Annotated in this window: 9 protein-coding genes, 2 tRNA genes and 2 rRNA genes; 12 read left to right on the top strand and 1 reads right to left on the bottom strand. The window is 38.9% G+C overall.

The window, feature by feature from the left end; all coding sequences use genetic code 11:
- Window positions 1-86: 86 nt before the first annotated feature.
- From V3I05_RS03830 to rrf, 4 genes are all read left to right on the top strand, one after another.
- Window positions 87-162 (top strand) — tRNA-OTHER (locus V3I05_RS03830).
- Window positions 163-344: 182 nt separating this feature from the next.
- Window positions 345-420 (top strand) — tRNA-Ala (locus tag V3I05_RS03825).
- Between the two features lie 366 nt (window positions 421-786).
- Window positions 787-3,669, top strand: a 23S ribosomal RNA gene (locus V3I05_RS03820).
- Between the two features lie 697 nt (window positions 3,670-4,366).
- Window positions 4,367-4,482, top strand: a 5S ribosomal RNA gene (gene rrf, locus V3I05_RS03815).
- Between the two features lie 490 nt (window positions 4,483-4,972).
- On the opposite strand, the gene V3I05_RS03810 is transcribed toward rrf, so the two are convergent.
- Window positions 4,973-5,608 carry a hypothetical protein gene (locus tag V3I05_RS03810; protein WP_425531745.1) on the bottom strand — a complete coding sequence of 212 codons (636 nt, stop codon included), beginning with the start codon at window positions 5,606-5,608 and terminating at the stop codon, window positions 4,973-4,975.
- A gap of 80 nt (window positions 5,609-5,688) precedes the next feature.
- On the opposite strand from V3I05_RS03810, the gene V3I05_RS03805 reads away from it, so the two are divergent.
- From V3I05_RS03805 to hemN, 8 genes are all read left to right on the top strand, one after another.
- Entirely contained in the window at window positions 5,689-7,116 is a 1,428-nt protein-coding gene (locus V3I05_RS03805) for an O-antigen ligase family protein (protein WP_300447876.1), read from the top strand.
- Window positions 7,091-9,268 carry a glycosyltransferase gene (locus V3I05_RS03800; RefSeq protein WP_343354052.1) on the top strand — a complete coding sequence of 726 codons (2,178 nt, stop codon included), beginning with the start codon at window positions 7,091-7,093 and terminating at the stop codon, window positions 9,266-9,268. The genes V3I05_RS03805 and V3I05_RS03800 overlap by 26 nt, the downstream gene beginning before the upstream one ends.
- The gene (locus V3I05_RS03795; RefSeq protein WP_300599882.1) at window positions 9,265-10,260 is read left to right on the top strand and encodes a glycosyltransferase family 2 protein; all 996 of its coding nucleotides are present in this window, start codon (window positions 9,265-9,267) and stop codon (window positions 10,258-10,260) included. Before V3I05_RS03800 ends, V3I05_RS03795 begins: the two co-directional genes overlap by 4 nt.
- Before the next feature lie 104 nt (window positions 10,261-10,364).
- On the top strand, window positions 10,365-11,069 hold the full coding sequence (locus tag V3I05_RS03790; RefSeq protein ID WP_295700846.1) for an LPP20 family lipoprotein: 705 nt from the start codon (window positions 10,365-10,367) through the stop codon (window positions 11,067-11,069).
- A gap of 16 nt (window positions 11,070-11,085) precedes the next feature.
- Window positions 11,086-11,646, top strand: coding sequence for a hypothetical protein (locus V3I05_RS03785; protein WP_295700848.1), 561 nt, complete (start codon window positions 11,086-11,088; stop codon window positions 11,644-11,646).
- A gap of 69 nt (window positions 11,647-11,715) precedes the next feature.
- Window positions 11,716-12,699, top strand: a complete 984-nt coding sequence (gene argF, locus V3I05_RS03780; protein WP_300447885.1) for an ornithine carbamoyltransferase — start codon at window positions 11,716-11,718, stop codon at window positions 12,697-12,699.
- Window positions 12,700-12,701: 2 nt separating this feature from the next.
- On the top strand, window positions 12,702-13,133 hold the full coding sequence (locus V3I05_RS03775; protein WP_295700855.1) for a DUF2603 domain-containing protein: 432 nt from the start codon (window positions 12,702-12,704) through the stop codon (window positions 13,131-13,133).
- Between the two features lie 10 nt (window positions 13,134-13,143).
- Window positions 13,144-14,520: an oxygen-independent coproporphyrinogen III oxidase gene (gene hemN / locus V3I05_RS03770; RefSeq protein ID WP_300447888.1), complete on the top strand. Its 1,377-nt coding sequence runs from the start codon at window positions 13,144-13,146 to the stop codon at window positions 14,518-14,520.
- The last annotated feature ends 6 nt before the right edge of the window (window positions 14,521-14,526 follow it).

Below are 14,526 nucleotides of genomic sequence, written 5' to 3'. Positions count from 1 at the left end.
AACATCATCTATAAAGTATAAACATGGAATGCTCTTGCTTAGTTTTCAAAGATCTCCAAATACTTTAGGTTAAAACAAGCTTTAAGGGGCTTATAGCTCAGGTGGTTAGAGCGCACCCTGATAAGGGTGAGGTCGGAGGTTCAAGTCCTCCTAAGCCCACCAAAAATTGTTCTTTTGCGATAAAGCACTGATTCTTTATTGTTTTTTTTGGTTATTACCTACTTGGTAACTCCTTTCAAAAACAATTCACAATCAGCACTTTCTCATCAAAAATAACTAATTTTAAATTATCAAACTATTAAGAGAAAGAATATAGAAACCAGATTCTATCTAATAGTCCTCTTGGGGAATTAGCTCAGCTGGGAGAGCGCCTGCTTTGCACGCAGGAGGTCAGCGGTTCGATCCCGCTATTCTCCACCACTTTTAAGCTTATACTAAAAATGAGAGGACAAACAAAGAAAGCTAAGCTATAAGATTAAGATGATAAAAGATGAAGGGGCACCAAGATATAAGCCTAAAACCTATTATCTTAAGCTATATAAGTCTAAATTGAAGAAGAACTTTATGGATTGTGTGATATAGCATAAAGCAAGAATTACTAAGTCTAATACAAGGATTAATGAAGTGAATAAATAAATTTTTCTAATCTTTGTATTAGACTTTAAAGTCTAAGTGTTATTTGAAATTTTATTGTTAATAGCCTAAAAGTAATTAACTACAATTACGCGATATATTGTTTTATTGTTGTATATCTATACATTCAATAAGGCAGTATCCTTAAGAATGTAAAAAGCTTTTAAGGGCAAATGGTGGATGCCTTGGGTGATAGAGGCGATGAAGGACGTACTAGACTGCGATAAGCTAGGTGGAGCTGTCAAGAAGCTTTGATACCTAGATTTCCCAATGGGGCAACCCAATACCTAGAGATAGGTATTACCTTTTATAGGAGCGAACCTAGCGAAGTGAAACATCTCAGTAGCTAGAGGAAAAGAAATCAACAGAGATTCTCTTAGTAGCGGCGAGCGAACAGGGAAGAGGGCAAACCAGTAGCTTGCTACTGGGGTTGAGGACTGCAATATCCACTATAATCTTTTAGCAGAATACTCTGGAAAGGGTAATCATAGAGGGTGATAGTCCCGTATGTGAAAAGAGATTGTTAGGTAGCAGTATCCAGAGTAGGTCAGGACACGTGAAATCCGGGCTGAAGCAGGGGAGACCACTCTCCAACCCTAAATACTACTATCACACCGATAGCGCACAAGTACCGTGAGGGAAAGGTGAAAAGAACCGCAGTGAGCGGAGTGAAATAGAACCTGAAACCATTTGCCTACAATCATTCAGAGCCCTATTGTTTACAAGGGTGATGGACTGCCTTTTGCATAATGATCCTGCGAGTTGTGGTATCTGGCAAGGTTAAGCAAACGCGAAGCCGTAGCGAAAGCGAGTCTGAAAGGGCATTTAGTCAGATGCTGCAGACCCGAAGCCAAGTGATCTATCCATGGCCAAGTTGAAGCGAGTGTAATAGCTCGTGGAGGACTGAACTCGTGCCCATTGAAACGGGTTGGGATGAGCTGTGGATAGGGGTGAAAGGCCAAACAAACTTGGTGATAGCTGGTTCTCTTCGAAATATATTTAGGTATAGCCTCAAGTGATAGTAATAGGGGGTAGAGCTCTGATTGGGCTAGGGCTGCTCACCGCGGTACCAACCCCTGTCAAACTACGAATACCTATTACCGTATCTTGGGAGTCAGGCGGTGGGTGATAAAATCAATCGTCAAGAGGGAAACAACCCAGACTACCAACTAAGGTCCCAAAGTTCTATTCTAAGTGGAAAATGATGTGAAGTTACTTAGACAACCAGGAGGTTGGCTTAGAAGCAGCCATCCTTTAAAGAAAGCGTAACAGCTCACTGGTCTAGTGATTTTGCGCAGAAAATATAACGGGGCTAAGATAGACACCGAAGTTGTAGATTGTGCTGATGCACAGTGGTAGAAGAGCGTTCGTATCAGCGTTGAAGGCATACCGGTAAGGAGTGCTGGAGCGATGCGAAGTGAGCATGCAGGAATGAGTAGCGATAAAAGTGGTAAGAATCCACTTCGCCGAAAATCTAAGGTTTCCTACGCGATGCTCGTCATCGTAGGGTTAGTCGGGTCCTAAGACAAGTCCGAAAGGGGTAGTCGATGGAAAATGGGTTAATATTCCCATACCAACATTAGTGTGCGATGGGGGGACGCATAGGGCTAAATGGCGTTAGCTGATGGAAGTGCTAACTTAAGAGCGTAGATTGGAGGAATGGAAAATCCGCCTCTGTATTTGAAACTCCAATAGCTTCAAGCGAGCTTCGGCTCAATTGGAGTGCCATTGATGCCGTCGTGCCAAGAAAAGCCTCTAAGTTTAGCTAATGTTGCCCGTACCGCAAACCGACACAGGTAGATGAGATGAGTATTCTAAGGCGCGTGAAAGAACTCTGGTTAAGGAACTCTGCAAACTAGCACCGTAAGTTCGCAATAAGGTGTGCCTACGCAAGTAGGTCTCAGCAAAGAGTCCCTCCCGACTGTTTACCAAAAACACAGCACTTTGCAAACTCGTAAGAGGAAGTATAAGGTGTGACGCCTGCCCGGTGCTCGAAGGTTAAGAGGATTAGTTAGCAGCAATGCGAAGCTTTGAATTGAAGCCCGAGTAAACGGCGGCCGTAACTATAACGGTCCTAAGGTAGCGAAATTCCTTGTCGGTTAAATACCGACCTGCATGAATGGCGTAACGAGATGGGAGCTGTCTCAACCAGGGATTCAGTGAAATTGTAGTGGAGGTGAAAATTCCTCCTACCCGCGGCAAGACGGAAAGACCCCGTGGACCTTTACTACAGCTTGGCACTGCCGATGGGAGCATTATGCGCAGGATAGGTGGGAGGCTTTGAAGTCTTCACTCTGGTGGAGATGGAGCCATCGTTGAGATACCACCCTTAATGTTTCTGTCTGCTAACTGGCTTATGTTATCCATAAGCAGGACAATGCCTGGTGGGTAGTTTGACTGGGGCGGTCGCCTCCTAAAAAGTAACGGAGGCTTGCAAAGGTTGGCTCATTGCGGTTGGAAATCGCAAGAAGAGTGTAATGGCATAAGCCAGCCTGACTGTAAGACAAACAAGTCAAGCAGAGACGAAAGTCGGTCATAGTGATCCGGTGATTCTGTGTGGAAGGGTCATCGCTCAAAGGATAAAAGGTACCCCGGGGATAACAGGCTGATCTCCCCCAAGAGCTCACATCGACGGGGAGGTTTGGCACCTCGATGTCGGCTCATCGCATCCTGGGGCTGGAGCAGGTCCCAAGGGTATGGCTGTTCGCCATTTAAAGCGGTACGCGAGCTGGGTTCAGAACGTCGTGAGACAGTTCGGTCCCTATCTGCCGTGGGCGTAGGAAAGTTGAGGAGAGCTGTCCCTAGTACGAGAGGACCGGGATGGACACGCCACTGGTGTACCAGTTGTTCTGCCAAGAGCATCGCTGGGTAGCTATGCGTGGATGTGATAACCGCTGAAAGCATCTAAGGGGGAAGCCAACTCCAAGATAAACTTTCCTGAAGGTCGCAGCAAGACTAGCTGCTTGATAGGGTAGATGTGTAAGCATAGTAATGTGTTTAGCTGACTACTACTAATAGACCGCTTGGCTTTTTATATAAGGGATACTGCCTTATTGAGTGTATGAGACAATCAATAAACATATCGTGTAATATTTGTAGTGCTTTTAGATTCTATTCTATCTATCAAGTAGATAGAATAGATGGAGAGAAGCAAGAGTAGTTATCTAAAAGGCTTTTAACAATGTATTTCCTTAAAGACTTAAGGAGAGCATAAAAATCTTAAGCTATGATTATCGATTATCAAAGTAAAGATATTTATGGTGAGGCATAAGCTATTATTTTAAGACTAGAGTTAGCTACATTTCTTAACTTTAAGCCTTGAATGTAGTCTTGCTTTTTATAGATAAAGAGAGAAGTGATATATCCTCCTTCATACTCTTACCTCAAAAAGCACTTCATTGCCTACAAAAAGATTGTAAAGCAATCCTTAAAGAAAAATGGAAATAAGAGCATAGATTAATATCTCTATAAGGTATCACAATTCTAAGAGCTTGAATAGTAGAAACCTTGAAGCTTAAAATGCTTTTAAGAATAAGCGCAAGGCTTTGTTCTGCTTCTTAAAGAGAGCAAGGTTTTTTAGAGTGAGAGAATCTCTACAGAGTGAGCAAATCCTCAATAGCACTAAAAAGTTTAGCTTTAAACCTTTATAAAGTAGGGTTGGCTCAATCTTAGCTTTGCTTTAATCTTTTAATAAAGATTAAGCCTTAGTAGCTTATGCTTTTATTTCCCTTTTTCTTGTGTCTATAGAGAGAAGGCAACACCTAGCTCCATTCCGAACCTAGCAGTTAAGCTTCTCTTCGCCGATGATACTGCACTTTTCAAGTGTGGGAATGTAGGTCGATGCAGGGATAGGGGAATACTTCTTTTACTGCTTTCTTAGAGATTTTTTACATTACTATTTTATACAAATTCCATTTTTAATATATAAAATATTTGCAGAGATTGGGCTTTTTTATTGTAGCCGTATTTGTAATATTGATAAAAGGAGATAAAGCCTAATTGGTTTTACTTTCATAGTGGATTTATAAGGATTAAATTTTTAAAGATTATGGGGTTAAATGCGTAATCTTAAAACTTAAATTTATAAGCGAAAGTAATGTTTTTTATAAGAGAAAAGAGCGTTTTTACTTGGATAGTATGAAGGATTTATAAATAAATTATTTGCTTTTAAGTTGTTGTGAAGATGTGTGGTTTTATATAAAGAATCTTAGAATAAAGTAAAGGCTTTTATTTTTACTTTGTTTATATTTGAATAGGAAATTTATTGAGATAGGTTCTATCTTGTTAAGGTTTTGAACTTTTTGCTTTGAAAATATAAAGGGTTACTTATAATATAGAGTTACTCTTCTTTCCAAATCTCCCCTAAGATAATTGCTTGTATTGTTTTTATTCCTACAAATAGGATAATACAGGTTGTGAGTATAAGAGAAAGGAAACACAAGAAATAATATAGCAAGATAGAGGTTTTTTCATATGCTACAAGGAGTGCTAGTGTGAGGGCAGCAAAAGGAAAGGTAAACGCCCACCACGAGATAAAAAATTTGATTTTATAGAAGTTTTTTGCAAGGGCAAAGAGGATAAGGGTAAAAATAACAGCAATGTTTAGAAGAATTTCAGCAAATAAATCAAATTCTCCATTGTTGATTCTAAGATAACCTAGCATTGCAACAGCAGGAGGAGCGATAAAAATAGCAAGTGTGGGGAGAAATTTTTGGGCTAACATTCCGTGAAAAATAATGCGATTAAATAAAATTGCCGTAAGGATAATCCAAAAAAAGATTCCTAAGGAAAAGAAAAACATCAAGAGAGTGTGATTGGCAAATCCTACCCCAGCCGTTGTTACAAGGAGATTCCCAACAACGGGAATAAACCAAGCAGGATTAGAATGCGCAAATTCTATATCTTTGTTAAGCCAATAAGTAATGGCATAAAGGGCGATGAAGATTTGGAATCCTGCAGCAAGGGAAAGGTGCAGTGAGTAGATTTATTGTCTAAAGTATGTTAAAATCCGCTCCCTATTTCCTTAAGAGAAAACGCTATTTTCAGAGAGGGTTTGTGCTGCATTATATTAAACGATACAATCAAGAAATAGCCCTTGGGTTTTTTGCCACAGGAATGCTTTTTTATGCTTTGGGGATAACAAGCTTTGGTAAGGGCTTTGCGATACAGACTTTTATCCATATAGGTGGATTGCTTTTTATTATTTATAATTATCGCTCTTTTAGTGTGAGAACTTGGCGCATTTTGATGCTACCTATTATCTGCTTTAGTATCGTAGCTATTTTGGGGCTTTTGACAATCTTTGATGATGTATGGCAACGCAAGGTATCGGTTGTTCTTAAAGCCATCAATCAAAATATTATTGGGATTTTTGTTTTATTTGTCATAATGTTTTTGTATGCGATGTATGCTAGATTCAAAAATGTTTTATATTTCTTGTGTTTTTTTACCTTGCTTTGTTTGGTTGAAGTCTGCTCTACAATTTACCTGGGTGTAAGTAATGGATTTTTTAAGGGCGCCAATAATGTGCCTTATTTTTTTAAGGCAATTTTTACCTATAATCTCTGGCTTCTTGCGCCTATGGCAATATCTCTAGCAGCTGTGATGGTATGCAAAAAGCCTGTCTTCAAACTTTTAGGAGTTTGTGGCATTATTCTTACCTTTATCGCTATGCTTGCTAATGGTGAACGTAGCTTTATTGTAACATTTGTATGTATGCTTTTTGTGCCTTTTATTTTGTGGCATTATAAGCATAAAATGCAAATTGCCTTAGGCACATTTAGCGTAATTATCTTATGTATTGTAGGGTTTTATCATATATCTAAGGATTTGCCTCTACGATATAATTTTGCCCATATGCTTGATAACTTTTTGGTCGTATGGCAGAGCTCTCCTGCTGAAATGGGGCAATTTGATGAGGCGTGTTTTGATATAAAGCAAAAATGGCTTCGATGCGCGGAGGAGAGCTTAGTCGTGGGCAAAAATGAGATTAGCATAGAGCATTCTGCCCTCTCACGTATCAATATGAGTAAATCCACATTTTTAGCCGCGCTTGATGAGCCATTTAAGCCTCACATTGTAGGAGTTTTTCAGGTAGGTGAATATCTTTGGCATTATTATAATCGTAAAAATCCTCAAAATCGCTCATATATTGTGCTCGATGATCAAGCAAATAAAAATGCAAATGGTTACAATAGTCCCCATAATTTTGCCATAAGCTTACTTTTCTGTTATGGAATCATAGGCTTTTTGTGTATTGTAGCTTTTCAGGGGTTTTTGCTTTATAGTGCAAAGAAAAGTATAAAGCAAAAAAATGTTTTTGTAGCATTTTGGGGATTAGTTTTAGGGATTTTTGTCATTGGGATATGCGCCCAAAGTTTATTTGACGTGCTCTATACTGTTATCTTGCAGCCCATGTTTATCATATTTGGTATATTGGCAGGATTAGGATGGAGAGATGAGAATCTTACTTACCATAGGTGATATAAGTATTACAGGTGGAGCAGAGCGTGTAGTGGTTAATCTTGCTCATGCTTTTATGCAGAATGGCTATGATGTAGAGCTATTAAGCTTTTTTCAGGCAAATGCGATGTTGCCTTATGAGATAGATTCACGTATTCCTTTGCATATATGGCAAGCAGAAGCGGAATCCGTTATTGCTGCAAGAATGTGTTCAACTCAATTTTCAAAATTGTATTATAAGAATTTTTATAAGTTCATGCTTAACATATCACTATATAGACATTTCAAAGGTTTTGATGTAGTCGTAGCCAATGACAGCATTTATATGCCATTTTTGAAACATAAATATACATATTATATAAAACTTATTCATTCTAAACTTGATAGATATAATACTCGCAACAGCCTCTTCCACACCCTCATTGTCCTAAGCAAGGCACAATTAAAAGACTGGCAAAATTATCACAGTAATGTTCGCGTAATTCCTAACTTTCTCCCTACTATCCCCACACAAAGCACCCAATACTCACAGCAAAGAATCTTATCTGCTGGACGATTAAGCAACGAAAAAGGCTTTTTACGATTACTCGATATATGGGCTTTAGTGCAAGATGGGATTAGGACAAGCTATCCGCATTTAGTCTCGTGGCAGCTTGTTATCGTAGGCGATGGTGAGATGAGAGACGAGATAGAATCTAAAATTAAAAATTTAGGATTGCAAGATTCTATTATCCTAAAGCCATTTACCAAAAATATAGAATCTGAATATCTTGCAGCAAGTATTTATGCAATGGCAAGCTATTTTGAAGGCTTTGGTATGGTATTAGCAGAGGCAAGTTCTTATGCCCTGCCCTGTATAGCTTTTGATGTGAAAACCGGACCAAGTGATATTATTGATGATGGCAAAAGTGGCTATCTTATCAAAGATAATGACTTGCAAGACTATGCTAATAAGCTTATAGCCCTTATGGATAGCGAATCTTTACGCAAAGATATGGGTAAAAATGCAAAAGCAAAAATGCAAAAGCAATTTTCTAAAGAAGCCATTATGCCACTGTGGGAGCAAATACTTAAGGGTTGTTCACAGCAAAAGCCTTTGATAGCAGAAAGTAGCATTGAGAAGCCACATCAAGTATCGCATATTCATTTTTACATCATTATCCCTTTATATAATGTAGAAAATTATATTAAGCGATGTTTGGAATCGCTGTATGCTCAAAGCCATGAGTGTTTCACCGCTATTATTATTAACGATGGCAGTATAGACAAAAGCGCAGAGATAGCTGCTGCCTGTATAGCCGAAGATAAGCGTTTTATCTTGCATCATCAAAGCAATCAAGGCTTATCTATGGCGCGCAATAAAGGCTTAGATCTAGCAAAAGAGCTAGAGAATGCTCAAGATAGGGTATATCAAAGCTATATAGTGTTTTTAGATTCCGATGATTATTTAGAATCTAATGCCTTAGGGCGTATGGCTCATATACTAGAAGCGCATAATGCTGATGTGCTAGTAGAGAGTGCCATTAAGACAAGAGACCCTCTTAGTGATGAGATTTTACCCTCTACATATAGTGTCTTTCCTCCTCACGTTGAGGGGCTATACACGCCCCATACGCTTATTCAAAGCATAGGTAATAAATGTCTTGCTACTAATGCCTGCACATTTATTCTTAATGCTAAGTTTCTTTTTGCGAGTAATATTCGCTTTGTGCCATATATTTTGTATGAAGATATTGCCTTTTGCACACAAATAATCTTAGCTGCACAAAGCATTTATGTCGATAATGCTCACGTGTATAACTATGTGCTTTCACCTGATTCTATAATGAGAGCTACCCCCTCGCCTAATGCACGTATGAGACAGGCTAATAGTTATTTTACTCTTTTACAAATGTTTGTGGCATATAAGGAGCAAAGTGATGATGAGATTTTTAAAAGCCACTATCATAATACCTGCATAATCATTGTTAAAAAGCTTATGCGCTCCCTACAATTTATAGGCTATAAGGCGGGATTTAGCAAAGCAGATTTAAAGCCCTATCTGCCTTATATAAGGGGTAAATATCGCTTCTGCTATCATTTTCCTAGAATCTATGGTATCCCTAAACGTATTCGTCTTTTTATTACTCATTTTTTACGCTCTATATTAAACAATAAGGACAAAAGACTATGAGTAGTCATATACATTTTTATATCATTATTCCCCTATATAATGCAGAACGTTACATCAAACGATGTTTGAAGTCTATCAAGTCTCAAACCTATAGAGATTTCACCGCTATTATGATTAACGATGGCAGCACCGATAAAAGCATAGAGATAGTGACTGCTTGTATCAAAGATGATAAGCGCTTTATCCTTTTATCTCAAGATAATCAGGGGCAATCTATGGCAAGAAATAAAGCCTTAGAAATAGTGCGTGATATGCCCCCCCCCCATTATACTAAAAGCCATTATATATACTTTGTAGATGCTGATGACTACTTGGAATCTAATGCTTTAGAACACATTACAAAAATTTTAGAGCAGTATAAAGTCGATGTGCTTGTAGAGAACAGCATTACTGCACGAGACGCACAAAGCAATGAAATTGTGCCATTTGATTATAGTGTGTTTCCTCAACATATCAAGGGTTTATACACCCCTCACACGCTGATACAATCTTTGGGGGAGGAGCGGCATATTGCTACTACTTGGGCATTTGTTGTTAATGTTGATTTTTTGATTGCTTCGCGCATTAGTTTTATACCCTCTATTGTTTATGAGGATCTTGCCTTTTGCACACAAATAATCTTAGCTGCACAAAGCATTTATGTCGATAATGCTCACGTGTATAACTATGTGCTTTCACCTGATTCTATAATGAGAGCTAAATCTTCCTTCCAGACATACGCCAAGCAAACTTATAGTCTCTTTGTGCTTTTACAAACCTTTGTAGTCCTTGAAAGACAAAGCACAGATATGATTTTTAAAGATTTTTATCACCACGTTTGTTTAGATAGGGCTAAGAAGCTTATGCAATCTTTGCAGTTTATAGGCTATAAGGCGGGATTTAGCAAAGCAGATTTAAAGCCCTATCTGCCTTATATAAGGGGTAAATATCGCTTCTGCTATCATTTTCCTAGAATCTATGGTATCCCTAAACGTATTCGTCTTGTGTTGTAAGGATTGATACATTCTCTTTTCTCACACATATAGTTCTAACCTACTAAAAATATGGAACACTACTTGCTTTTTAGTTTTGTGAAATTTAATTCAAAGGATTGAATATGAAAAATAGTTTGCTTAAAAGTTCGATGGTTGCAGGTTTTGCCATATTTACATTAAGTGGATGTGGAGATTTGCTCAATGTTGGGAGTGATTCAAATGGATCGGCAAATGGCTTAATCCCTCCAAGTGCAAGTAATCAGCCGATGTATGCACCCATTCAAGCACCTACATATCCACCAATGGCAGGGTATAATACAAATCCTAATCTTATATCTCGCCCTGTAAGTCCAAATCAAAGAGTAAATACGCTTGTGGTAGAGAAGGTTGAAATGCCCGGATTAAATAGAGATAGCCTTGAGCCACGTTTTGAGCGAGATAATGACTATATTGGGCAAAATGATGGCATTCCTAATTCGCCTATCCTTACACCAGAGAATGAAATTACCCTGAGTGCAGTGGGTATAGGTGTATCACCTGAAAATTCTCTCTCTCCATCACAGGCTTTTGCAATGGCAAAGAGAGCGGCGATTGTCGATGCGTATCGTCAAATCGGTGAAAAAATGTATGGTATTAGAGTGAATGCGCAAGATACCGTGCGTGATATGATGCTTCAAAGTTCCACTGTGAAAACAAAAGTGCAGGCTCTTATCCGCAATGCAGAGATTCTTGAAACTGTGTATAAAGATGGCTTGTGCCAGGTAAATATGGAATTAAAGCTTGATGGTAGAATCTGGCATAGGATTTTATCCAATGGACGTGCATAATCTATGGACAGTATGAATGTTTGATATTTTTAAGCGATTATTTTTAGGAAGTGCCTTAGTGCTACTTCCTTTTTTTTTAGCTTCTTGTGCATTGCTTGAGAGCAATTTTGAAGCAGCAGATTCAGAACATGAGCCTCCTGTATTAGAACCTACAAAGTTTAAAATTCTTCTTATTGATACCCCACGTGTGAAATTTTATGATTTTGCTTCTTTTAAGCAGAATAGTCTCAATAAAAAACTTACTATCGACCTTTATAAGCTAGGCAAGGTGATAAATACTATTGTAATATCGCCAAAAGAAGTGTGCATACAGAAGGAATGTACTTCAAAATGGGTAGCTGCAAAAGGTTTCTTTGGGAGTGTAAGCTATCCCAATCTATTTAGCGATATTTTGAGTGCAAGGGATATATTTGATGGAGAGGGCAAACGCGTGGCTAATGATGGCACATTTGTGCAGTGGTTTGTGCGGGGTGGACAGGAATTTTACTATGAGCGCAAAAAAAACAGAGTGCTTTTCAAAAACCTTACTCTTAATATCACAATAGGTATTGAAGATTATATTGTGCCAAAAAATTAAGAAATTGATATTTTCTTAGTGAATTTTAGATACAATCGCGCTTTTATCTTTTGTGCTTTGGGACGAATGATGAGACATTTTCTTACTTTGAATGATTTTAACAAAGATGAATTACTTGCAATGCTTGATACAGCATTAGAGCTAAAGGCTCAAACATTGCAAGGCAATATGCCCCTTTACCTTAAGGGTAAAGTATTAGCAATGATTTTTGAGAAAAGCTCTACTCGCACACGAGTAAGCTTTGAAAGCGGTATGTATCAGCTTGGGGGACACGGCATTTTCCTCTCTCATAAAGATATACAATTAGGGCGTGGAGAGCCTATTAAAGATACGGCACGTGTGATTAGCTCAATGGTTGATATGGTGATGATGCGCACAGGCGAACACAAAAGATTAGAAGAATTTGCCGCATATTCCTCTGTGCCACTTATTAATGGCTTGAGTGATGATTTTCACCCCGTGCAGCTTATTGCCGATTATCTCACAATGATAGAATGTGGAATCTATATGCCTCATCAAAGCCCCTTGTATCCACAGCAAGATAAGAGAGGTGAAGCCCCGATTGTAGCTTATATAGGTGATGGGAATAATATATCGCATTCTTGGATTAATCTTGCAGCAATTCTTGGCTTCGAATTACGTATAGCCACCCCCGCAGAATATGCTCCTAAGGCAGAGATTGTAGCACAAGCCCAAGCATTATGCAAAGATAGCGGAGGTAAAATCATCATTAGCACAAGCCCAAAAAATGCACTAGAGGGGGTAAATGTCGTAGTTACTGATACTTGGGCGTCAATGGGGCAAGAATCGCAAAAAGAGACGCGAAAGAAGGCTTTCGCAGGATTCTGCGTGGATAGTGAGCTAATGAAATATGCGCAAAAAGAGGCTATATTTTTGCATTGCCTCCCTGCATATCGGGGACAGGAAGTAAGCGAAGAGGTGATTGAAGGCGCACAAAGCCGTGTGTTTGAAGAAGCGCAAAATCGCCTACACGCGCAAAAAGGCATTATGCTTTATTTAGCAAAAATGAATAATATTCCTTTGAGTAGGTGATTATGAAACCAGTAGAACAAGATAAATGGCTTAATAGCTCGAGTGAGAATCTAGGCATATTGCGTAAATTAGAAGACGATACAATGCTTTTAGCTATGGAAAGAGGCGGATTCTCAAAAGAGGATCTGTCATTTTTGCGTGATGATGAGGGTGAGGAATATGTGGTATTCCCTCAAAAGCTTTTTGTGCGGTTGCTTACCCGAATTAGAAACATTCAAGAAGAAAAGCTCATTATGAAACTCGAAAAAGATATTATCTCACAAATGCCTATTGATTTTGATGATGTGATGGTGGTAGCAAAAAATATTTTAGAATCCTTGCGTTTGAGCGATGGTAGCCTACCTGAAATCAATACCGCCCTACTTGCCAAGGATATTAAAAAGAAATATCCTAATTTATTTTTTAATCTTGATTATTTACGTAAATCTAAATAGGGAGTAAAATTTGAGTGAAAAGATCGATTTTAGCGCATTTGTGAAGTATTCAAAATCAGCCCCTCGCTACACGAGTTACCCTACTGCTGTGGAGTTTAAGCCCTCTTGGAATGAAACTTCTTACATTCAAGCCCTTAAACGTGCCAATAGTTCATCGCTCCCACTTTCACTTTATGCGCATTTACCCTTTTGCCGCTCGGCTTGTTATTTTTGTGGTTGTAATGTCGTCTATACGAGTAAAGAAGAGCGCAAAGGGCGTTATATCCAATATCTCAAAAAAGAGCTTGAGATTCTAAGAGATGTAATAGATACGCAACGTGAGGTGGTGCAGCTCCACTTTGGAGGTGGCACACCGACATTTTTTAATGCCAATGAACTGCAAGAAGTGATAAGCCTTTTGCGTGGGACTTTTACACATTTTTCTCCTCAAGCGGAAGTGAGCTGCGAAGTCGACCCTCGATTTTTTGTCAAAGCACAAATGCAGGTTTTAAAGGATAATGGCTTTAATCGCTTAAGTTTTGGGGTGCAGGATTTTGATGAAAAAGTGCAAGAAGCCATACACAGAAAGCAAGATGTGGCTATCGTGGAAAATGCTATATCTTTGGCACGTGAGTTTGGCATTCACTCCGTGAATTTTGATCTCATCTATGGACTGCCCTTTCAAAATGAGCAGAGTTTCGCCCATACGCTTAAGCAGGTGGTGAATCTTAAGCCCGATAGGTTAGCGATTTTTAACTACGCGCATTTACCTTGGCTCAAAAAAACGATGCGTAAAATTGATGAAACCACTTTGCCTAATCCCGTTCAAAAGCTGGAGATTCTTAAAAACACCATTGCTTTTTTGCAAAGCTGCGATTATGCGATGATTGGTATGGACCATTTTGCCAAAAAGAGCGATGAGCTCTACTTAGCAAAGCTTAGTCATCAGTTAAGGCGCAATTTTCAGGGCTACACTACGCGTGGATTCTCTCAAACCATAGGCATTGGGCTTACAAGTATTAGTGAGGGAATGGATTATTACTCGCAAAATTATAAAGATATGGCAGCTTATGAATCTGCACTTGATTCAGGGAGGCTACCTGTGGAGCGAGGTGTGGGGCTTACAGAAGAGGATATTTTGCGCAAAGAAGTGATTATGGGGCTTATGAATAATCTCTGCCTTGATTTTGCCATTATTGAATCAAAGTTTCATATCGATTTTAAGGCGTATTTTGCTAATGAATTAGAATCCTTGCGTGAATATGAGGAAGTAGGGCTTATAAATATCACGCCACAGGGCATTTACACCTCATCTACAGGCGGTATGCTTATACGCAATATCGCTATGGCATTTGATGCTTATCTTGCTGCTCAAAGCGATTCTAAACGTTTTAGCAAAACCATTTAGGAGCGC

The organism is Helicobacter mastomyrinus, assembly GCF_039555295.1.
Classification (GTDB): domain Bacteria; phylum Campylobacterota; class Campylobacteria; order Campylobacterales; family Helicobacteraceae; genus Helicobacter_C; species Helicobacter_C mastomyrinus.
The sequence above is the reverse complement of the archived record's forward strand: the minus strand, read 5'-3'. Positions and strand labels throughout refer to the sequence as shown.

Coding starts and splice junctions, on each gene's coding strand:
- V3I05_RS03800 (WP_343354052.1), top strand. CDS start 7,091: ATGAGAATCTTACTTACCATAGGTGATATAAGTATTACAGGTGGAGCA.
- V3I05_RS03795 (WP_300599882.1), top strand. CDS start 9,265: ATGAGTAGTCATATACATTTTTATATCATTATTCCCCTATATAATGCA.
- V3I05_RS03790 (WP_295700846.1), top strand. CDS start 10,365: ATGAAAAATAGTTTGCTTAAAAGTTCGATGGTTGCAGGTTTTGCCATA.
- V3I05_RS03785 (WP_295700848.1), top strand. CDS start 11,086: ATGTTTGATATTTTTAAGCGATTATTTTTAGGAAGTGCCTTAGTGCTA.
- argF (WP_300447885.1), top strand. CDS start 11,716: ATGAGACATTTTCTTACTTTGAATGATTTTAACAAAGATGAATTACTT.
- V3I05_RS03775 (WP_295700855.1), top strand. CDS start 12,702: ATGAAACCAGTAGAACAAGATAAATGGCTTAATAGCTCGAGTGAGAAT.